At 67.5% G+C, this 20,583-nt stretch carries 22 protein-coding genes; all 22 read right to left on the bottom strand.

What is annotated here, in order from left to right; genetic code table 11:
• Positions 1-5: 5 nt before the first annotated feature.
• Complete coding sequence (rplB, locus tag HUJ41_RS01055; RefSeq protein ID WP_152582692.1) at positions 6-842, bottom strand: 50S ribosomal protein L2; 837 nt, start codon at positions 840-842, stop codon at positions 6-8.
• A 19-nt stretch (positions 843-861) separates the two neighbouring features.
• On the bottom strand, positions 862-1,173 hold the full coding sequence (gene rplW / locus HUJ41_RS01050) for a 50S ribosomal protein L23 (protein WP_152582693.1): 312 nt from the start codon (positions 1,171-1,173) through the stop codon (positions 862-864).
• Complete coding sequence (gene rplD / locus HUJ41_RS01045) at positions 1,170-1,817, bottom strand: 50S ribosomal protein L4 (RefSeq protein ID WP_179872983.1); 648 nt, start codon at positions 1,815-1,817, stop codon at positions 1,170-1,172. The genes rplW and rplD overlap by 4 nt, the downstream gene beginning before the upstream one ends.
• A gap of 5 nt (positions 1,818-1,822) precedes the next feature.
• A complete protein-coding gene (gene rplC / locus HUJ41_RS01040; protein WP_179872982.1) occupies positions 1,823-2,473 on the bottom strand; it encodes a 50S ribosomal protein L3 in 651 nt (216 codons plus the stop codon).
• Positions 2,474-2,484: 11 nt separating this feature from the next.
• On the bottom strand, positions 2,485-2,793 hold the full coding sequence (rpsJ, locus tag HUJ41_RS01035) for a 30S ribosomal protein S10 (protein ID WP_047561503.1): 309 nt from the start codon (positions 2,791-2,793) through the stop codon (positions 2,485-2,487).
• A gap of 533 nt (positions 2,794-3,326) precedes the next feature.
• Positions 3,327-3,791: a hypothetical protein gene (locus HUJ41_RS01030; RefSeq protein WP_179872981.1), complete on the bottom strand. Its 465-nt coding sequence runs from the start codon at positions 3,789-3,791 to the stop codon at positions 3,327-3,329.
• 130 nt (positions 3,792-3,921) lie between these two features.
• Entirely contained in the window at positions 3,922-5,115 is a 1,194-nt protein-coding gene (gene tuf, locus HUJ41_RS01025; RefSeq protein ID WP_179872980.1) for an elongation factor Tu, read from the bottom strand.
• A gap of 112 nt (positions 5,116-5,227) precedes the next feature.
• On the bottom strand, positions 5,228-7,342 hold the full coding sequence (gene fusA / locus HUJ41_RS01020; protein ID WP_179872979.1) for an elongation factor G: 2,115 nt from the start codon (positions 7,340-7,342) through the stop codon (positions 5,228-5,230).
• Between the two features lie 71 nt (positions 7,343-7,413).
• Entirely contained in the window at positions 7,414-7,884 is a 471-nt protein-coding gene (gene rpsG, locus HUJ41_RS01015) for a 30S ribosomal protein S7 (RefSeq protein WP_100823539.1), read from the bottom strand.
• The gene (gene rpsL / locus HUJ41_RS01010; RefSeq protein WP_152582702.1) at positions 7,884-8,258 is read right to left on the bottom strand and encodes a 30S ribosomal protein S12; all 375 of its coding nucleotides are present in this window, start codon (positions 8,256-8,258) and stop codon (positions 7,884-7,886) included. Before rpsL ends, rpsG begins: the two co-directional genes overlap by 1 nt.
• Before the next feature lie 283 nt (positions 8,259-8,541).
• Complete coding sequence (locus tag HUJ41_RS01005; protein WP_179872978.1) at positions 8,542-9,405, bottom strand: hypothetical protein; 864 nt, start codon at positions 9,403-9,405, stop codon at positions 8,542-8,544.
• Between the two features lie 98 nt (positions 9,406-9,503).
• Positions 9,504-10,187 carry a hypothetical protein gene (locus tag HUJ41_RS01000; protein ID WP_179872977.1) on the bottom strand — a complete coding sequence of 228 codons (684 nt, stop codon included), beginning with the start codon at positions 10,185-10,187 and terminating at the stop codon, positions 9,504-9,506.
• Positions 10,184-10,849 (bottom strand): hypothetical protein, encoded by a 666-nt coding sequence (locus tag HUJ41_RS00995; RefSeq protein ID WP_179872976.1) that lies wholly within the window; start codon positions 10,847-10,849, stop codon positions 10,184-10,186. The genes HUJ41_RS01000 and HUJ41_RS00995 overlap by 4 nt, the downstream gene beginning before the upstream one ends.
• Positions 10,846-11,895, bottom strand: coding sequence for a type IV pilus assembly protein PilM (gene pilM, locus HUJ41_RS00990; protein WP_179872975.1), 1,050 nt, complete (start codon positions 11,893-11,895; stop codon positions 10,846-10,848). Before pilM ends, HUJ41_RS00995 begins: the two co-directional genes overlap by 4 nt.
• Positions 11,896-11,905: 10 nt before the next feature.
• Positions 11,906-12,733 carry a prepilin peptidase gene (locus tag HUJ41_RS00985; RefSeq protein ID WP_179872974.1) on the bottom strand — a complete coding sequence of 276 codons (828 nt, stop codon included), beginning with the start codon at positions 12,731-12,733 and terminating at the stop codon, positions 11,906-11,908.
• A gap of 6 nt (positions 12,734-12,739) precedes the next feature.
• Complete coding sequence (locus HUJ41_RS00980) at positions 12,740-14,356, bottom strand: hypothetical protein (RefSeq protein ID WP_179872973.1); 1,617 nt, start codon at positions 14,354-14,356, stop codon at positions 12,740-12,742.
• Positions 14,353-14,934 (bottom strand): PulJ/GspJ family protein, encoded by a 582-nt coding sequence (locus HUJ41_RS00975; RefSeq protein WP_179872972.1) that lies wholly within the window; start codon positions 14,932-14,934, stop codon positions 14,353-14,355. The genes HUJ41_RS00980 and HUJ41_RS00975 overlap by 4 nt, the downstream gene beginning before the upstream one ends.
• A complete protein-coding gene (locus tag HUJ41_RS00970) occupies positions 14,931-15,356 on the bottom strand; it encodes a type IV pilus modification PilV family protein (RefSeq protein WP_179872971.1) in 426 nt (141 codons plus the stop codon). Before HUJ41_RS00970 ends, HUJ41_RS00975 begins: the two co-directional genes overlap by 4 nt.
• A gap of 125 nt (positions 15,357-15,481) precedes the next feature.
• Positions 15,482-15,865, bottom strand: coding sequence for a type II secretion system protein (locus HUJ41_RS12825; protein ID WP_218925621.1), 384 nt, complete (start codon positions 15,863-15,865; stop codon positions 15,482-15,484).
• Positions 15,866-16,028: 163 nt separating this feature from the next.
• Complete coding sequence (locus HUJ41_RS00960; RefSeq protein ID WP_179872970.1) at positions 16,029-17,261, bottom strand: type II secretion system F family protein; 1,233 nt, start codon at positions 17,259-17,261, stop codon at positions 16,029-16,031.
• Entirely contained in the window at positions 17,261-18,802 is a 1,542-nt protein-coding gene (locus HUJ41_RS00955; protein WP_281363104.1) for a type IV pilus twitching motility protein PilT, read from the bottom strand. The genes HUJ41_RS00960 and HUJ41_RS00955 overlap by 1 nt, the downstream gene beginning before the upstream one ends.
• Before the next feature lie 59 nt (positions 18,803-18,861).
• Positions 18,862-20,529 carry a GspE/PulE family protein gene (locus HUJ41_RS00950; RefSeq protein ID WP_179872969.1) on the bottom strand — a complete coding sequence of 556 codons (1,668 nt, stop codon included), beginning with the start codon at positions 20,527-20,529 and terminating at the stop codon, positions 18,862-18,864.
• Between the last annotated feature and the right edge of the window lie 54 nt (positions 20,530-20,583).

Here is a 20,583-nt window from a genome sequence, read left to right as displayed (position 1 = left end):
TCCTACTAGCGCTTCTTGCCAACGGTGCGGCGGCGGACGATGAGCTTGTCGCTCTCCTTGTTGGGGCGACGCGTGCGGCCCTCGGCCTGGCCCCAGGGGCTGACCGGGTGACGTCCACCGGACGTCTTGCCCTCTCCACCACCGTGCGGGTGGTCGACCGGGTTCATGGCGACACCGCGGACGGTCGGGCGCACGCCCTTCCAGCGCTTGCGACCGGCCTTGCCCCAGTTGATGTTCGACTGCTCGGCGTTGCCGACCTCGCCGATCGTGGCGCGGCAGCGCGCGTCGACGTTGCGGATCTCGCCCGAGGGCAGACGCAGCTGGGCGTAGGGGCCGTCCTTGGCGACAAGACGCACCGAGGCGCCGGCCGAGCGGGCCATCTTCGCGCCGCCACCGGGGCGGAGCTCGATGGCGTGCACGACAGTACCCACGGGGATGTTGCGCAGCGGCAGGTTGTTGCCCGGCTTGATGTCAGCCGAGGGGCCCGACTCGATGATGTCGCCCTGCGAGAGCTTGTTCGGCGCGAGGATGTAGCGCTTGGTGCCGTCCACGAAGTGCAGGAGCGCGATGCGCGCCGTGCGGTTCGGGTCGTACTCGATGTGCGCGACCTTCGCGTTGACGCCGTCCTTGTCGTTGCGACGGAAGTCGATCATGCGGTACTGGCGCTTGTGGCCACCACCGATGTGGCGCGTCGTGATGCGACCCGAGTTGTTGCGGCCACCCGTCTTGGGCAGCGGCTTGAGCAGCGACTTCTCGGGGGTCGAGCGCGTGATCTCGGCGAAGTCCGAGACCGACGAACCGCGACGACCGGGGGTCGTGGGCTTGTACTTGCGAATAGCCATGGTGTCTGTCCTTCCGGGCCTAGCCGACAGCCGTGAAGATGTCGATCGAGCCGGACTTCAGGGTCACGATCGCGCGCTTGGTGTCCTTGCGCTTTCCCGTGCCGAAGCGGGTGCGACGGGTCTTGCCCGTGCGGTTGAGCGTGTTGACCGACGCGACCTTGACGCCGAAGATCTTCTCGATTGCGAGCTTGATCTCCGACTTGTTCGCGCGGGGGTCCACGATGAAGGTGTACTTGCCGTCATCGATGAGCGCGTAGCTCTTCTCGCTCACGACGGGCGCGATGATGACATCGCGGGGGTCCTTGTTCTGGGCGACCTCGTGGACGCTCATGCGCTGACCTCTTCCTTCTTGGTCTTGGCCGTCACGAAGGCCTCGAACGCGGTCGTCGTGAAGACGATGTCGTCGCTGACCAGCACGTCGTATGCGTTGAGCTGGTCGGGGCTGATGACGTGCAGGTTGCGCAGGTTGCGCACGCTCTTGAGGTTGACGTCATCCCCGCGCTCGATGACGACGAGCACGTTGCGGCCCGAGGCGACGGCGGCGAGCGTGGATGCTGCTGCCTTCGTCGAGGGCGTGTCCGAGCCGAACGACTCGACCACGTGCAGGCGGTCGCCACGAGCGCGATCCGAGAGCGCACCGAGGAGTGCTGCTGCGATCATCTTCTTGGGGGTGCGCTGCGCGTAGTTGCGCGGCGTCGGCCCGTGGACGATGCCACCACCAGTCATCTGAGGAGCGCGGATGGAGCCCTGACGAGCGCGGCCCGTGCCCTTCTGCTTGAAGGGCTTGCGGCCGGCACCGGAGACCTCGCCACGACCCTTGGTCGAGTGCGTGCCCTGGCGCGCGGCAGCGAGCTGGGCCACGACGACCTGGTGCAGCAGCGGCACGTTGGTCTGGACGTCGAACAGCTCGGCGGGCAGGTCGACCGATCCGGTCTTCTTGCCTGCGGCGTCGACGACGTTGAGAGAAGCAGCCATGGCGATCACGCCTCCTTCACGGCGTTGCGGACGAACACGAGGCGGCCGCGAGCACCGGGAACGGCGCCCTTGACGAGCAGGAGTCCCTTCTCGAGGTCGACCGAGTGCACGGTGAGGTTGAGAACGGTCACGCGGTCGCCGCCCATGCGACCCGCCATGCGCATGCCCTTGAAGACGCGGCTGGGGGTCGAGCTGGCACCGATCGAGCCGGGCTTGCGGTGGTTGCGGTGCGAACCGTGCGAGGCCGAGACGCCCTTGAAGTTGTGGCGCTTCATGACGCCCGCGAAACCCTTGCCCTTGCTCGTGCCGACGACGTCGACGCGCTGGCCGGCCTCGAAGATGTCGACCGCGAGCTCCTGACCGGGCGTGTACTCGCCGGCGTCGGCGGTACGCACCTCGGTGAGGTGACGGCGCGGCGTGGAGCCGGCCTTCTCGAAGTGGCCGCCGAGGGGCTTCGTGACCTTGCGCGGGTCGATGGCACCGTAGGCGATCTGCACCGCCGCGTAGCCGTCGACCTCGGGGGTACGGACCTGCGTCACCACGTTGGGAGCGATCTCGACAACGGTGACGGGGATGAGTGTGTTGTTCTCATCCCACACCTGGGTCATGCCGAGCTTGGTGCCCAGCAGTCCCTTGGTCGTCTTGGTAGCAGACATTGTCGGATTCCTTAGAGCTTGATCTCGATGTTGACGTCGGCGGGCAGGTCGAGTCGCATGAGCGAGTCGACGGCCTTCGGCGTCGGGTCGATGATGTCGATGAGCCGCTTGTGCGTGCGCTTCTCGAAGTGCTCGCGGCTGTCCTTGTACTTGTGGGGCGACCGGATGACGGCGATCACGTTCTTCTCCGTCGGCAGCGGGACGGGGCCCACCACAGTGGCTCCCGCACGCGTCACGGTGTCGACGATCTTGCGCGCCGATGCATCGAGACCGGCGTGATCGTAAGACTTCAGCCGGATGCGGATCTTCTGTCCCGCCATGCTCAACTCTCTTCCTTCTTAGGTCGGTGCGCACCCTGTCGGGCGCGCACTCCTGCGGAGCGCTCGTGAGAGGTCGCACCACTGTTCTTCTGTCAAACGTCAACCGGACTGCCGCTGCCGCACGCGAGGTCTCCCTCTCGCGCGACATTCTCGGCGGCCGCGATCTCCGCTCAGGTCACCGACCCCCGCGCTCGGGCGTGTCGCCTTCGCCAGGCACAGAGGTATCCCTGTGCCAAGTGGTTGTCGGTTTAAGCTGTGTTCTTCTGCCCGCGGCCTAGGCTCATCGCGAGCCGCTGTCGATCACTCGATGCGGCGCTCGTCCTATGCACTGCCTGGCAGTGAGCCGCGCACTAGCACGGCGTGTGGAACTAGAAGAGTCTGCCACACCGATAGCCCCCCTGCAACTCGGGCGTGTCGCCTGAAGGCGAGGCCATTTCTGGCCTCGCCGGCGACAGCGCCCCGACCGCCGTCCCGGCGGTCGATTGTCGGCCTGAGCAGCACAGGCTCGCCGTCCCGGCGGGCGGTTGTCGGCTCTACACCTGGACCGGCGGGGCACTGCGCGGGATCGTGCGGGGCCGGAGGATGGCCAACTCCACCACCAGCACGGCGACGACCCCGCTCACGAGCAGCACTGCTCCCGCCGCGACGGCTATACCGACGAGCAGCAGCTCCCATCCGCCCCCTCCCGAGGACGCAACCGTCACGAACGCCAGCACCCCCACGTTGATGATCACGGCGACGACGAGGCTCAGGATGTGCGTGCCGATCCGCCAGCCCACGGCGCGATACCGGTGCGCGATCGAGCCGATGATGAGCATGATCGCCCAGAGCACGAGGGCGATGCCCAGCAGGCCGAAGAGGACCCTGGGCACCTGGTCGAGAAAGGTCCCCACGGGGTCCCCGGAGTCGGTCAGCGCGACGAGACCGAAGATGCTCCACGCCAGCAGGATCGTGAGCAGCAGCGTCACGCCGACTTCGAGGGTGACGCGTCCTGCCATGGTGCTCCTCCGCGCTCAGGGATGGTGTGCGGCTGAGCGTAGCGTGCCGAGCACGATCACTGGGAGGGGTTAACGACGGAGCGGGGACCGGGCCGAAGCCCGATCCCCGCTCTCGTGTGGAACTGAAGGACTACTTGAGAACCTTCGTGACCGTTCCGGCACCCACGGTGCGGCCACCCTCGCGGATGGCGAAGCCGAGGCCCTCCTCCATGGCGATGGGCTGGATCAACTCGACCGTCATGTCGGTGGTGTCGCCGGGCATGACCATCTCGGTGCCCTCGGGCAGCGTGATGACGCCGGTGACGTCGGTGGTGCGGAAGTAGAACTGCGGGCGGTAGTTCGTGTAGAAGGGGTTGTGACGCCCACCCTCGTCCTTGGAGAGGATGTACGCGGTGCCCTCGAAGTTCGTGTGAGGGGTGACCGAACCCGGCTTCACGACGACCTGACCGCGCTCGACGTCCTCGCGCTTGGTGCCGCGGAGGAGAAGACCGCAGTTCTCGCCGGCCCACGCCTCATCGAGCTGCTTGTGGAACATCTCGATACCCGTGACGATCGTCTTCTGCGTCGGGCGGATGCCGACGATCTCGACCTCGGCGTTGATCGCGAGAGTTCCACGCTCGGCGCGGCCCGTGACGACGGTGCCACGACCGGTGATCGTGAAGACGTCCTCGATCGGCATGAGGAACGGCTTGTCCTTGTCACGCACGGGGTCGGGGATCGACTCGTCCACGGCGTCCATGAGGTCGAGAACGGACTGAACCCACTTCTCGTCGCCCTCGAGCGCCTTGAGGCCCGAGACCTGGATCACGGGAGCGTTGTCGCCGTCGAAGCCCTGGCTGGCGAGGAGCTCGCGAACCTCAAGCTCGACGAGCTCGATGATCTCGGCGTCGTCCACCATGTCAGACTTGTTGAGCGCGACGAGCAGGTAGGGCACGCCGACCTGCTTGGCGAGGAGCACGTGCTCACGCGTCTGCGCCATCGGGCCGTCGGTCGCCGCAACCACGAGGATCGCGCCGTCCATCTGCGCGGCACCCGTGATCATGTTCTTGATGTAGTCGGCGTGACCCGGGGCGTCAACGTGCGCGTAGTGACGCTTGGGGGTCTCGTACTCGACGTGCGAGATGTTGATCGTGATGCCGCGCTGACGCTCCTCCGGAGCCGAGTCAATCGAGGCAAAGTCACGCTGCACGTTGGTGGCCGAAGGGTACTTGTCAGCAAGCACCTTCGAGATCGCCGCGGTGAGCGTGGTCTTGCCGTGGTCGACGTGACCGATGGTTCCGATGTTGACGTGCGGCTTGGTCCGCTCGAACTTGGCCTTAGCCACTGTGGGTCCTCCTCAGGACTTGGTCGCAGGTTTCCTCTTGCAGTTGGATTCCCGCAGTTGGTTGATATCTATCGTACTGAAGGCTCTCAGCGAGCCCTCACGGGCAGGGCGATTACTCGCCCTTGTTCTTCTGGACGATCTCCTCGGCCACAGCCTTCGGGACCTCCGCGTAGCTGTCGAACGTCATCGAGTAGACGGCACGACCCGAGGTCTTCGACCGAAGGTCACCGACGTACCCGAACATCTCCGACAGCGGCACGAGGGCGCGAACGACCTTGACACCCGTAGCGTCCTCCATCGACTGGATCTGGCCGCGACGAGAGTTGAGGTCGCCGATGACGTCGCCCATGTACTCCTCAGGGGTGCGCACCTCGACCGCCATGAGCGGCTCCAGCAGCACGGGGCTCGCCTTGCGAGCGGCCTCCTTGTAGGCCATCGAACCGGCGATCTTGAACGCCATCTCCGAGGAGTCGACGTCGTGCGACGCGCCGTCGAGCAGCGTCGCCTTGACGCCCACCGTCGGGAATCCGGCGAGGACGCCGACCTGCATGGCGTCCTGGATGCCCGCGTCCACCGAAGGGATGTACTCGCGCGGAACGCGGCCACCGGTGACCGAGTTGACGAACTCGTAGCTCGTCTCCGGCGTCACCTCGAGAGGCTCGAGCATGATCTGGATCTTGGCGAACTGGCCCGACCCACCCGTCTGCTTCTTGTGGGTGAAGTCGAACTTCTCGATCGTCTTGCGGATCGTCTCGCGGTAGGCCACCTGCGGCTTGCCGACGTTCGCCTCGACGTTGAACTCGCGCTTCATGCGGTCGACGAGGATGTCGAGGTGCAGCTCGCCCATGCCCTTGATGACCGTCTGACCGGTCTCGGTGTTCTGCTCAGTGCGGAACGTCGGGTCTTCTTCAGCGAGCTTCTGGATGGCCGTGCCGAGCTTCTCCTGGTCGGCCTTGGTCTTCGGCTCGATGGCGACCTCGATGACCGGCTCGGGGAACGTCATGGACTCGAGGATGACCTGCTCGCTCGGGTCGCACAGAGTGTCGCCCGTCGTGGTGTCCTTGAGGCCGATGACCGCGTAGATGTGACCGGCGGTCACGCTCTCGACAGGGTTCTCCTTGTTGGCGTGCATCTGGAAGATCTTCCCGATGCGCTCCTTCTTGCCCTTGGTCGAGTTGATGACCTGCGACCCCGACTCGATGGTGCCCGAGTACACGCGAATGTAGGTGAGGCGACCGAAGAACGGGTGCACGGCGACCTTGAACGCGAGAGCGGCGAAGGGGTCGGTCGAGTCGGGGTGCCGCTCGACGATCTTCTCGGCATCGCGCACGTCGTGACCCTCGACCGCGGGAACATCCAGCGGCGACGGCAGGTAGTCGATGACGGCGTCGAGCATGGGCTGCACGCCGCGGTTCTTGAAGGCCGAACCGCAGAAGACCGGGTAGATCTCGCTGTTCACGGTCATCTTGCGGATCGCGCCCTTGATCTCCTCAGGCGTGAGCTCCTCACCGCCGAAGAACTTCTCGAGCAGCGCGTCGTCGGACTCGGCGACAGTCTCGAGCAGCGCCTGGCGGTACTCGTTGGCCTTGTCGACGAGGTCGGCCGGGATCTCCTCGATGGCGTACTCGGCTCCCAGCTTGACGTCGCCCTTGGAGTCTCCGCGCCACGTGAGGGCCCGCATGTAGACGAGGTCGACGACACCTTCGAAGGTGTTCTCGAACCCGATGGGGATCTGCATGACGAGCGGCTTCGCGCCGAGGCGCTTGATGATCGTGTCGACCGTGAAGTAGAAGTCGGCGCCGAGCTTGTCCATCTTGTTGACGAAGCAGATGCGCGGCACGTCGTACTTGTCGGCCTGACGCCACACGGTCTCCGACTGGGGCTCCACGCCCTCCTTGCCGTCGAAGACCGCGACCGCACCATCGAGCACGCGGAGCGAGCGCTCCACCTCGACGGTGAAGTCGACGTGACCGGGCGTGTCGATGATGTTGATCTGGTGGTCGGCCCAGAAGCACGTCGTCGCGGCGGACGTGATCGTGATGCCGCGCTCCTGCTCCTGCGCCATCCAGTCCATCGTCGCGGCGCCGTCGTGCACCTCACCGATCTTGTGGGTGATTCCCGTGTAGAACAGGATGCGCTCGGTGGTCGTCGTCTTGCCGGCATCGATGTGCGCCATGATGCCGATGTTGCGGACCTTGTTCAGGTCGGTGAGCACGTCAAGTGCCACGGGGTTCCTCCGGTCAGGTTGAGGGGATTCGTGAGCGGGGCGGGCTGGCCGCCCCGCTCACGCGAAGAGTGCTACCAGCGGTAGTGAGCGAACGCCTTGTTCGACTCGGCCATCTTGTGGGTGTCTTCGCGGCGCTTGACCGCGGCGCCCAGGCCGTTGGAGGCATCCAGGATCTCGTTCATGAGACGCTCGGTCATCGTCTTCTCGCGACGAGCCTTCGCGTAGCTGGTCAGCCAGCGCAGCGCGAGAGTGTTCGCGCGGTGCGGCTTGACCTCGACGGGCACCTGGTAGGTCGAGCCACCGACGCGGCGACTGCGCACCTCGAGGGTGGGGCGCACGTTGTCGAGAGCCTTCTTGAGCACGACGACGGCGTCCTGGCCGCTCTTCGTGCCGACGCCCTCGAGCGCGCCGTAGACGATGCGCTCGGCGAGGCCCTTCTTGCCGTCGAGGAGGATCTTGTTGACGAGCTGGCTGACGATCGGGGCGCCGTAGACGGGGTCTGCGACGACGGGGCGCTTGGGCGCGGGTCCTTTACGAGGCATTACTTCTTGTCCTTCTTCGCGCCGTAGCGGCTGCGGGCCTGCTGACGGTTCTTGACGGCCTGGGTGTCGAGGGCGCCGCGCACGATCTTGTAGCGCACGCCGGGGAGGTCCTTCACGCGACCGCCGCGCACGAGCACCATCGAGTGCTCCTGCAGGTTGTGGCCCTCACCGGGAATGTAGGCGGTGACCTCGGTGCCGTTCGAAAGCTTGACGCGGGCGACCTTGCGCAGAGCCGAGTTCGGCTTCTTGGGGGTCGTCGTGTAGACGCGCGTGCAGACGCCGCGCTGCTGGGGGTTGGCCTTGAGGGCGGGCGCCTTGGTCTTGACGACCTTCGGGCTGCGACCCTTGCGGACCAGTTGCTGAATTGTGGGCAAGATTGCTCCTCGTAAAGCTGCACGGTGACAGCGGTTGCGGTGGTGTTATGCCCCGACCGTGCTGTGCACGATGCGGGCTCACGCGAATCCGCCGGACTCCGCGATCGGTTCGCGGTGACGGATATGCCGTGGGGGTGTCGTGGACGGCCGCCGAAGCGGACTCCCGCGAGGGACCCGATTGTGGATGCTCGTCACTCGCGTTGCCCCGGCCACTTCCGTGGCACAGCGCAAGCGCGCGCCGAAGCACACACCTGCCCAAGAATAGCCGCAGTGCTCCTGCCGGTCAAACGGCAGTCTGCCCCCCGACCGACGCCCGGTGCGCCTCGAGGTCGCGCTGGTACGCCGCCCGGGCTTCCGCGTTGCGCGCGGTGACCGTGCGCCCGCGCTTGGCGACGAGCCCGCCGACCCAGATCGGGACCTCGCGCGCGGCGATGGCCGCGGCGAACCCGAGGGGGCTCGTGAGCTGCGCGAGCACGATCGAGCCCACGACGCTCGCCTCGGCACCGACGGCTCCCGCCATGATGAGCGCGGCGCCGATGAACGACACGTAGACGAGCACGGCGACGATGAAGCCGCCCAGCACGTGAGCCCACCATCCCGCTCGATTGACGATGATGACGAGCAGCAGGTAGCTCAGGGCGAAGACGATGACGGGCACCCAGTAGATGGGGGCCGCGAAGTACTGCAGCATCGCCCCAGCGGAGACGGGCGGCGCGATGATGCTCACGAGAAGCACCAGAGCGGCGTACACGGCGGCGAAGATGACGGCGCCGAGTAGGACGACGAGCGTGCCGACACCGCGGGCGCCCTTCTTCTTGGGCTCGGGCGGGGCGCTCACGTAGACGACCTTGGAGTCTGCCGCCGTCGCCGTGGGCTGCTCGGCCGTCGTCGACTGCTCAGCAGTGGCCGACTGCGCCGTGGTCGCGCTCGTGGTCGGCGCCTCCTCGACGGGGGCCTCCGGAGTCGCCGCCGGCCGCTCCTCGGCCGGAGTCGCGGGCTCAGCAGCGGCAGCGAGTGTCGAGTCATCACCCGCGGGCGCCGAGGACTGCGGGGCCGAACCCTGCTCCTCCTGCGAGACGTCCGCCGTGGCCGGCTTCTGCGAATCGGGGGTCGGATCCTGCTTGTCGGATGACGGTGTGCTGGTCATGACACGCTCCTGAGACGTCGACGGTGCTGGCGGCTCACCCTAGCAAGGCGAGGTGACGCGATGCGAGGGTTCCGCACGTGAGAGCTCTCAGGACGCCGTCAGGACTCGCCCTCGGTCTCGCCCTCGGCGGGCTCTCCGTCCACCTCGTCGCCCGTCGACTCCTCGGGCGTCGTGCCATCGAGAGGCAGGACTCCCGGAGCAGGGTCGCCCGCGATCATGTAGAGCGCGATCGTGATCGTGGTGGAGCGCACCTCGGAATTCGTTCCCGCGCTGAAGACGAAGCTGGGAACGATGGTGAACCGGTCCGACCCCTGGAGCGCATCGATGTACGCGAGCGCGCGTGAGAGCTCCCCCTTTACATCCGCCACGACATCCAGCCGGAGGAGTGTGCCGGGAGGAACCTGACCGAACTGGTCAGGCACGACGGTGGGGTCGGCAGGCACGGGCTCGTCGACCACGAGGCTCTCGAGCGTGAGACCCTCGCTCACGAGTCCTCTCAGAAAAGTCTCGACCGAGTCGGCATACTTCGGCAGCTCGGGGAACTCCGCCTGCAGCTCGGCGAGCTCCTGCTCGAACTCGTCGAGCCGCTCGAAGTCGGCCTCGAGTTGCGCGAGCGTCGTGCGACTGAGCTGGTTCTGCACGAGCACGGCGGCGCGCTCGGTGTCATAGCGCGCCATCTCGGCGAGCTTGGGGGCGGCGCCGAGGAACCACCCCAGGGCGATGACGGCGATGATTATGAAGACCGTCGCGAATGTCCAGATTCGCGTAGACGCGGAGTTCACTCGGAGACCTCCTGCTCGGTGAGCACGGCGCTCGACAGATTGAGCGTCACGACCGTCAGGTAGCCCAACTCCTCGTCGAGAGAGATCGAGTCGATGCTCGCGTCAGCGTACCCCTCGAGTTGCTCCCATGCCCTCAGCCATCGCGAGGGATCGGGCAGCTCCACCGTGGCGACCGTGAGAAGCACTGTCGCGGATCGCGCCGAACGCAGTGGTCCCTGCTGGGCGAGGGGAGGCTCGAAGGGCGTGTTCCCCTCGGCATTGACTGCCTCGACGACCTCGTTCGAGTCGAGAACAGCAAGGTACGGCTGCAGCTCGTCCCGCCAGAGCACCTCGACGCCTGCGAGCGCGTCGCGTTGCGCGACCACCGCCTCGAGTCGCTCCTGGATGCCGAGAACCTCCACATACTCGAGCTGCTCGGCGAGCAGCTTCTGCGTGACGACGCGCTCAGCCTCGAGCCGCTGCTGCGCTGCCGCCGCGAGCCAGTACGTGGCGACGATGCCCCCGACGACGAGGACGAGCACGACCGCGACGAGAGCGATGAGCCCTCGTCGCCGCGAGCTCTCCCGGCGACGCAGCGCCACCTCGGGCGGCATGAGCTGCGCGCGGGGAATGGCACCGTAGACGAGGGCCGACGACGCGTCGCGCGACTGCTGCCGACTCATGAGCCTCCCCCGATCGCGAGACCGATCGCCGTCGACCACGACTGCAGCCGCTCCTCGCTGACCTTGCCGCGCAGCGACCTCGACAGCGTGACGGCGCCGAGCGGGTTGACGGGCACGACCGCGATGCGGGTCGACTCGGCGAGCGCGACGCTGAACCCGCGCATCTGCATCGCGCCGCCGCCCGCGGAGAGGTGGTCGTACAGGACGCCAGGGCGCACGCTCGCGAAGTACGCGAGCGTGTTGCGCACGGCGGTGAGCAGCTCGCTCGTCGACTCGTGGATGATCTCGGCGGCCCGCCGCTGCTCGTCGGTGTGCGCGAGCGGTGAGAGGCCCAACTCGCGCTTGAGCCCCTCGGCGTGCTCGCGCGAGACGCTCAGGCGGCTCATGAGCGCCCGCGTCGTGTCGTCGCCCCCCGCGGGGACGATGCGGATGAACTGGGGAACGCCAGCCTGCACGATGACGATCGTCATCGCGTTGGCGCCGATGTTCATGTGCACGGCGTAGCCCTCCGTCGGCGAGGAGAGCGCGTGGACGCGCGTCGTGGCGAAGGGCAGGAGGTCCATGCTCACCGCAGTGAGACCCGCCATCGTCACGGCCGTGATGTTGGTCGTGACCGCCTGCTTGAATGCGGCGATGAGGAGCCCGTTGACCGCGGGTCCCGACTCGCTCTGGGTCTCGCTGATCGGGTAGTAGTCGAGCACGGCGTCGCTCACGGGCACGGGAAGGAGATCCTGCACCTGGAAGGGGAGCGACTCCTTGATCTGCGCGAGCGGCATGCGGGGCACGGTGAGGTCGCGCACGATCACGCTCTGCCCTCCGATGCCGAGGGCGACGTCCTTCGTGCGGAACCCTCCAGCCGCCCACAGCCGCTTGAAGGCGGAGGCGAGGGTATGCACCTCGATCACGTCGCCGCGCTTCACGGAGCCCTCGGGGAGGGGTACTTCGTGCGCGCGCACGATCGTGGGCTTCGCCTTAGCGGCGTCATCGAGCTCGACCGCGCGCAGCGTCGTGCTGCCGATGTCGACTCCGACTACTGGCCCCGTCATAGTTCGCCTCTCACTCCAGCCCGAACGCGGCCAGGTAGCCGCGTGCGATCGGTTCACCGAACAGGATGCCCACCCACGCTCCTGCCAGCATCCACGGCCCGAAGGGGATTCCGGTGGTGCGACGCGCCCGACGGACGAGGATGAGGATCACTCCGTACAGTCCGCCGAGCAGGAAAGCGGCAAGCGCACCCACCGCCAGAGCATCCCACCCGAACCAGCCGAGGAAGAGCCCGAGCACTCCCGCGAGCTTCACATCGCCCATGCCCATGCCGCGCGGAGCGATGAAGGCGAGCACGAGGTAGAAGGCGAAGAGGATGCCCGCCCCCGCTGCCGCGCGGGCGAGGCTCACGAGGTCTCCGGTCGAGATCGCCGCCACGGTGAGCGCCACCCCGCCCACGAGGTACGCCGGCAGCACGATGCTGTTGGGCAACCGGTGAACGTCGAGATCGATCGCGGCGAGGGCGATGGAAATCGCGGCAAGGTACAGGAGCGCCACGAGCACGACGAGCTCGGCGACGAGCGGCATCACCGCAGCGCCGAGGACAAGCTGCGGGCCGAGCAGCGAGGCGACGACGACGAAGGCGACGGCCGTTCCCAGCTCGACGAGCGGGTACCGCGCAGAGATCGGCGCGCCGCAGTCGCGGCACTTCGCCCGCAGCACGAGCCAGGAGAGCACAGGAACGTTGTCGTAGGCACGCACCGGGGAGGAGCATGCCGGGCACGCACTGGGCGGGCGCACGACCGAGAGCCCCGCGGGCACGCGGTGGATCACGACGTTGAGGAAGGAGCCGACGACAGCGCCGAGCACCCCGGCGAGCACCGGCAGGAGAACTGCCATGGTGCCCTAGGAGCCCGCCGCGGCGACGTCGCGGTACTCGAGCAGTTCGCCGAGGCCGCCCGCCCCGCCGCCGCCCCCTGCGCCCCCGCCCGAGGGTTCGCCGCCGTCGAAGTTGTAGCCAGGGATGCCGATCGGCACGAAGGTCAGCTCGCTGTTGTTGCTGAAATTCACGATGCCGCCGTAGTAGTGGCCGCGCCAGGTGAGGCGGTTGCTGTTGCGGATCGTGCAGGGAGAGTAGATGAGCACGGCGACGGGCTCCGCGATGGTGTTGGTGTTGTTGACGTCGAACTGGCCGCAGCCCGAGGTCGTCGGCCGAGCATCCGGAACCGTGTCGGGAGTAATGAAGCGAAGCCGACGCTCCTCGTTGGGGTCATCGGAGCTCACTTCGAATTGACCGATGTTGACGGTCTTGGGCGTGATGAAGGTCAGATCGGTCTTGAGCTCGAGCTCATAGGTGCTGTACCAGATCGTGAACCCGCCCGTACAGCCGCGCACGTCGATCACCGTCGGCGTCGTGTACTGGCTGAAGGCCTGCACCGCGGCTGTCTGCGAGCCGTTCTTGTCGATGTTGCACGGCCCCGAGTAGGTGACGACGTTCCACCCCTCGTCGGTCCAGTCGGAGGCCCGGAAGTCGACGTCCACCCAGTCGGGCACGACGGGCAGCGGCAGGCCGGGCTGGTTGTAGAGCACGGGGTCAGCACCCGAGCTGCGGGCGAGGGCGCACGCGTTGCCGGCCGGGTTCCAGCCGGTGTCGCCCGAAGAGCAGCGCTGGCCCCACGTGTCGATCAGGCCTCCGACGTAGACGCCTCCGCCGATCGACACGCTCGGGCTGAACCTCGATGTGCCGGAGCCGACCGCGATGACGTCGCCGCCGATGACCTGGTTGTTGTTGAGCGCGACCGCGCCTGAAGCCCACACATCGCCCTCGGCGCTGCACGTGTTGCTCAGCGTGATGTCACCATTCGCGGCGATGATGTCACCCTCGATCGTGACCGAGTTGCTGCATTGGATGCTGCCCTCGCGCACCATGACGTTCGCGGAGTTGCCGTTGAGCTGGACGAGCTCGAGGTTGTTGCTGAGCCCCGGGCTGCCGTAGCTGAACACGGCTGCACCGCTCGCCGCAGCGGAAGGCGCTCCCGGCAGCCAGTCGTAGACGACCTCAACGGCGGCCGAATCGAGCGCGGAGGAGCTCTCGGCGACACCCTCGGTGAGAGCGAACCCAGTGGACTGGATGCGCACGTGGGTCGAGGAGCCCGTCGGGCAGCCCGAAGTCCAGGAGCCGGTCGCTCCCGCGCGCTGCTCGACTTCCACGGCGTAGAAGGGCTGCGCGGCGGCAGCCCCCGTGATGGTCTCGTCGACGTCTCCGTACGTCGCGCCGAGATTGCCGTCGGAGGGGCAGGCGTCGGTCTCGAGAGCCGCGCGCATGGCCTCGGCACCGGCCTCCGCGGCGGCCTGCGACTGCACGCCCGCGCGCGTGAGGGAGGTGTAGCCGACCGCCTGTACGGTCGCCGACGAGATCGTGAGCGTGATGATCGAGGTGACGGCGATGAGCCCGATGACCGCGATCATGACGTTGCCGGTCTCGTCATCGCGGAGACGGCTCTGGCGCTGGCTGCGCATCATGGGAAGCATTGCGGGCTCGCATTCGTCGAGGGCGCTCGGCCCGTGATCGTGGTGATGAAGAGTGAGTTGGGCCCGCTGGCGGCCTCGACGGCGTACCGCAGCGCAAGACCGCGGGCACCCTCGGCCGCGAACACAGGGTACTCCGTGCCAGCGCCGTCGACATCGGGCACGATACCGTCGCTCAGGGGAACCCAGTCTGCACCGACGGAGCCGGGCTCCGGTGCCGCAATCGCCGAGAGGGACGTGCGGCGGAAGATCGTGTCGACCTCGGCGTCGTAGAACCAGGCGACGCACTCGGCTCCACTCGCGCCGGCGACGCGGGCGACGGCGAAGGTCGAGATGCCGTCGGCCGCTGTGGAGACGGCGACGGCCGTCGAGTTGCGCATGCCGCCGTCGATGACGTTCGCGACGAGCTGGCCATCGGTCGTCGACGTCGTGACGGTGCGCACGGTCTCGTCCGCCCGCATCGAGCTCACGAGCACTCCGCCCACGACGACGATGACGACGGAGGCGAGGGCGGAGCTGATGAGCAGCTCGACGAGAGTGAAGCCGGAGTCAGACCGACGGGGCGCGCTCACGGCGAGGTCCCCGGCAAGAAGAGCAGGGTGCGCGACTCGGCGAGCACGCTGTCGTCCGCGGCGTCGCGGGCGATCACGCGCACGAGGCTCGTGGAGCGCTCCACGCAGGTCGCGAGGTCGGGCACCGTCGTGACGACCTCGATCGTGACGCCCTGGGCGTCGACCTCGGAGGTCGTGCCGCCGAGGATCTGCAGGGCGGCGCAGGTATCCGGAGCCTGGGCGAGAGCGCGGTCGGTGACCTGCGCGACGAGCCGTGTGGCCGTGGCGATCGTCGAGTTCGCCGCGGAGGCCCGCAGACCCGAAACGAGGACAGGGATGAACGAGATCGCGATGAGCGCGATGAGGAACATCGAGATGACGATCTCGAGCAGGCCGAGGCCGCGCTCGTTATCGACGCGCGACAGTGCACTCTCTGTGCTCAAGAGACCCCCCTCTCTGCGGTGCTGCAGGACCGGTGCTGACTCCGACTCTTCGGAGCGGCCCGGATACCCGTATGGGTGGGACCCCCGAACTGGGGGACCCACCCGACGGATGGTGCTGCTCGCCTCTAGGGGCGAGCGGCGCAGGTGACGTTCGAGGGGCCGGCAGACGCCTCGGTGACGCTCCAGTCGGCGTCGTCGTGGTCGAGGCAGAACGTGCCCGCCGCGGTGTCCTCGGACGTCACGGTGACGTTGTCCGGGAACCCGAAGTCCTCGATCGGAGTGGTCGTGTCGACGAGCGAGCTGACGTACGCAACCTTGGCGGTCGCGAGGTCGGACTCGTATGCGGCATTCTGCGCTGCCGTCTGCTGACCCAGGAACACCGGGATAGCGATGGCGGCGAGGATGCCGATGATGATGACCACGACGAGGAGCTCGATGAGGGTGAAGCCCTCGTCCTTGCCCTCGGCGAGGCGCTTGCGCTGTGCAGCAAGTGCGGTGTTGATGGACATGTGTCCGTTTCCTTTCCTATCAAACGATGATTGACAGGTGGGCCCCCCACGGAACATGAAACTGGCCCCCCGCAAGCAATGGTGGTTCATGGTGCTCACCGTGCATATCCCCTCTACGGGGGTGATCAAGCATCCCGGCGCCCCCAGTGCGGGGGCCACCCTGCTACTGGACCTGGTTGAAGATGTCGAAGATGGGCAGGTAGAGCGCGACGATCATGCCGCCGAGCACCACCCCGAGGAAGGCGATCATGAGCGGCTCGATGAGAGAGGTGAGCGACTCGGTCGTCGTCTGCACCTCGGCATCGTAGAAGTCGGCGATCTTCTCGAGCATCGTCTCGAGCGCCCCCGAGTCCTCCCCGACTGCGATCATCTGCGTCACCATGGGCGGGAAGATGGGCTCGCTCGCGAGGGGACCCGCGATTGAGCGCCCCTGGCGCACCGAGTCCTGCACGGAATTCACCGCCTGCTCGACCTGCCAGTTGCCCGATGTCGAACCGATGATGGAGAGCGCCTGCAAGATGGGCACGCCCGCGCCGATCATCATTCCGAAATTGCGGGTGAAGCGCGCGATCGCGATCTTCTTGAAGAGATCGCCGAAGACGGGCATCTTGAGCAGAAGCGGCTCGTAGATCGACCGGAACTTGGGGGTGCGCCTATTCGCCCGCCACCAGATCGACCCGGCGATGCCGAGCACGAGGGCGACCGGACCGATCCAGATCATGTTCTCGGAGATCACGACGAGGATCTGGGTCGGCAGCGGCAGCGTGCCCCCGAGGTCGCTGAAGAGGTCGTCGAAGACGGGCACGATGAAGACGATCATGCCGACGACCGCGAGCACCGCCATGATGAGAACGACCACGGGGTAGGTCAGAGCCGATTTGATCGTGGCCTTGAGCTCGACCTCTTTCTCAAAGTTCTTCGCGACGGATTCGAGGGATGTCTCGAGGAAGCCGCCCACCTCGCCCGCGCGCACGAGGTTGACGAAGATCGGCGGGAAGGCCTTCGGGTGCTTGGCGAGGCTGTCGGAGAAGGTGCTGCCCTCCTCGACCGCCGAGCGCACCTCGTCGAGGGTCTCCGCGAGCTTCGGGTTCTCCGACTGCCCGGCGAGAATGTTCAGCGCCTTGAGCAACGGCAGACCCGCGCTGATCATCGTCGCCATCTGGCGGCTCATGACGGCGAGATCCTTGAGCGTGACCTTCTTGTCGAAGAGTCCCCCCAGCGAGATGTCGCGGTTGAGGCCGGCGCCGGCCGCGACCTGCTGGATGGAGACGGGGGCGATACCCATGGTGCGCAGACGTGCCACGACCGAGGTCTCGCTCGGAGCATCCACACGGCCCTTGACGGTCTTGCCGCTCGCATCGCGGCCGGTGTACGCGTAGGTGAGCGCGCTCGCCATCAGTAGCTCCTGGGGGTCGAGGCGGCCATGGCGTTCGACCCGCCACCACCCATGGGTGTGGCCTGACGGTGGACGAGGCGGTTGAAGTTCTCCGGATCCTGCATCTTGGCGTGCGCGGCCTCATGGGTGACCATGTGGCTGTTGACGAGGTCGGCGAGGTGCTGATCCATCGTGTGCATGCCAGCCTCACGGCCCGCCTGCAGCGCCGAGGTGATCTGGTAGGTCTTGCCCTCGCGGATGAGGTTGGCGATCGCGCCCGTCGTCATCATGATCTCGGTCGCGATGATGCGGCCCTTGCCGGTCGCGCGGGGCAGCAGCGTTTGGCAGACCACTCCCTGCAGTGTGAGCGCCAGCTGCGAGCGCACCTGGCCCTGCTGGTGCGGAGGGAAGACGTCGATGATGCGGTCGATGGTCTGCGCCGCGGACTGCGTGTGCAGCGTCGCGAAGACGAGGTGGCCGGTCTCCGCCGCCGTGAGCGCCGTCGACACGGTCTCCAGGTCGCGCAGCTCGCCGATGAGGATGACGTCGGGGTCCTGCCGCAGCACGCGCTTGAGGGCGTCGGCGAAGGAGTGCGTGTCGGCGCCGACCTCGCGCTGGTTGACGAGGGCGCGCTGGTTGGCATGCACGAACTCGATCGGGTCCTCGATCGTCACGATGTGCTCGGCGCGCGTCTTGTTGACGAGATCGATGAGGGCGGCGAGCGTCGTCGACTTTCCCGACCCGGTCGGGCCCGTGACGAGCACGAGGCCGCGCGGCAGGGTCGCGAAGCGCCCCACGACCGACGGGACGCCGAGCTGCTTGAGCGACTTGATCTCGGTGGGGATGAGGCGGAAGGCGCCGGCCAGGGAGTCGCGCTCGCGGTAGAAGTTCGTGCGGAAGCGGTCCTCGCCGCGCGGGCTGATCGCGAAGTCGAGCTCCCACTGCTCGTCGAAGGCCTCGCGCTGGCGATCGCTCATGACGCTGCCGAGAACGGCGTCGACCGTCGCCTTGTCCCAGATCTCCGCGCCCGTGACGGGAGTGAGCTCGCCGTCGATGCGCGCCATGGGGCGCGCATTGGTGGCGATGTGCAGGTCGGAGCCGCCGCGCGCGATGAGATCGTCGAGCGCGTGGAGAAGAAGAGGGTGGATGCCCGGCATCGCCGTGCCGAGCCCCGCGACGGGCGGCGGCGCATCGTAGGCGGGCTGCGCGGGGGGCGCGGCGTCGATTCCTGGGCCGCGCAGCGGTGGCGCGGCCGCCGAGGTCGTCGGAGGCGCAGCGGACGGAGCCATCGGCGTGCCGACGGGAGGCGGCGCGGCGACCGGCTGCTGCCCGACCGGCGGGGGCGGAGGAAGGTGCGGGGTACCCGTCGCGACGTCAGGGATAGCGTGCACGGAGGCCGCGGTGGGTGGCGCGAATGGTGCGCTGAGGCCCGAGACCGGCGTACCGCTCGGCGCAGTGGTGTGGTCGGCGATCGGCCCTGCGGACTCGTCGGTCACCGACCACACCCTGCGCGGCGCCGCGGCGCCCTCCCCCGTACCCCCGAAGCCGTTGGCCTCCGTCATGCTGTCTCCCCCGTCGTGATCCGGTGCATACCGGCTGTGTGTGGTGTCGCCGCGCCCGCTCAGGCGACGACGCGCAGAATCTCCTCGATCGAGGTGAGCCCCGCGCGCACCTTCGCCCAGCCGTCCTGACGGAGGGTGAGCATGCCCTGCGAGACCGCGAGCCTCATGATCTCGGCGCTTGAGGCGCGAGAAACGGCGAGCCGTTCGATATCCTCCGTCACGGTCATCACCTCGTGGATCGCCATGCGACCCCGATACCCGGTGCCTGAGCAGGCCGAGCAGCCGACGGCGTGGTAGAACCGCGGGCTCGTCTCCTCCTCGCGGCGGCCGAAGCCGAGGTGGTCGAGGTGCGCGAGGTCGTACTCCTGCAGCTGCTTGCAGCGGTCGCACAACCGGCGCGCGAGGCGCTGGGCGACGACGCAGTCGAGCGCCGAGCCGACGAGGAAGGGCTCGATGTCCATCTCGATGAGGCGCGTGATCGCGCTGGGGGCGTCGTTGGTGTGCAGGGTCGACAGCACGAGGTGACCCGTGAGCGAGGCCTCGATGGCGATCTGCGCCGTCTCCTGGTCGCGGATCTCACCCAGGAGCACGACGTCGGGGTCGGAGCGCAGGATGCTGCGCAGCGCGCTCGCGAACGTGAGACCCGCCTTGGGGTTCACCTGCACCTGGTTGATGCCCGCCATGCGGTACTCGACCGGGTCCTCGACCGTGATCACGTTGATCTCCGGACGGGAGACGGCGTGCAGGGTCGTGTAGAGCGTCGTCGACTTTCCCGAGCCGGTCGGCCCGGTGACGAGGATCATGCCGTACGGCTTGGTGTACGAGTTGCGGAAGGCGCTCAAGTTGCCCTCGAGCATCCCGAGATCGCCGATATCGCGCGTCGTCGCATTGTTGTCCAGGATGCGCATGACGACCTTCTCGCCGTACACGGTCGGCAGAGTCGCGACGCGGAGGTCCATGACCTGGCCGCCGTGCTGCACCGACATGCGACCGTCCTGCGGCCGGCGGCGCTCGGCGATGTTGATGTCGCTCATGATCTTGAGCCGGGAGATGACACCGTTCTGGATGTTCTTCGGCGCCTGCTGCACATCGTGCAGCACGCCGTCGATGCGGTAGCGAACGCGCATCTCGAACTCGCCGGGCTCGATGTGGATGTCGGAGGCGAGATCTTGGATCGCCTGTCCGATGATGAGGTTGACGAAGCGCACGATGGGAGCGTCGTCGGGGTCGGCCTCGCGCACCGCCACCTGGTCAGAGGGCGTCGGCGCGATCTCCTCCTCGATCGCCGTCGTGAGATCGCTGAGCTCGCCGTCGGCGCGGTGGAAGCGATTGATCGCCGCCTCGAGGTCGCCCTTCTCGGCGACGACGGGCGCGACCTGCATGCGCGTCAGGGCTCGCACGTCGTCCATGGCGAGCACGTCGCGCGGGTCGACCATCGCGAGCGTGATCGTCGTCGCGGTCGCGTGGACAGGCAGTACGTGGTGGCGGCGGCACAGCTGCGCCGGGACCATCGCGACCGCCGTGCGGTCGACCGGGTACTCGGAGAGCTCGACGAAGGACAGCCCGGCGACCTCGGCTCGCGCGGACGCGACCTGGGCCGCGCTCACGAAACCGCGCTCGACGAACTCGCCGACGAGCACCTCGTCGTCGCCTGGGTCGTGCACCTGGTCGAGCGACTCGATCGGGACGAGTCCGCGAATGATCAGCACTTCGGTGACGGAAACCACAGCAGAACCTCCCCCCTGGACGCGCCCGGCCACCGGCCGAATGCATGGACTGCT

The sequence above is a fragment of the Microcella indica genome (genome assembly GCF_013414345.1).
GTDB lineage: Bacteria > Actinomycetota > Actinomycetes > Actinomycetales > Microbacteriaceae > Microcella > Microcella indica.
The sequence above is the reverse complement of the archived record's forward strand: the minus strand, read 5'-3'. Positions and strand labels throughout refer to the sequence as shown.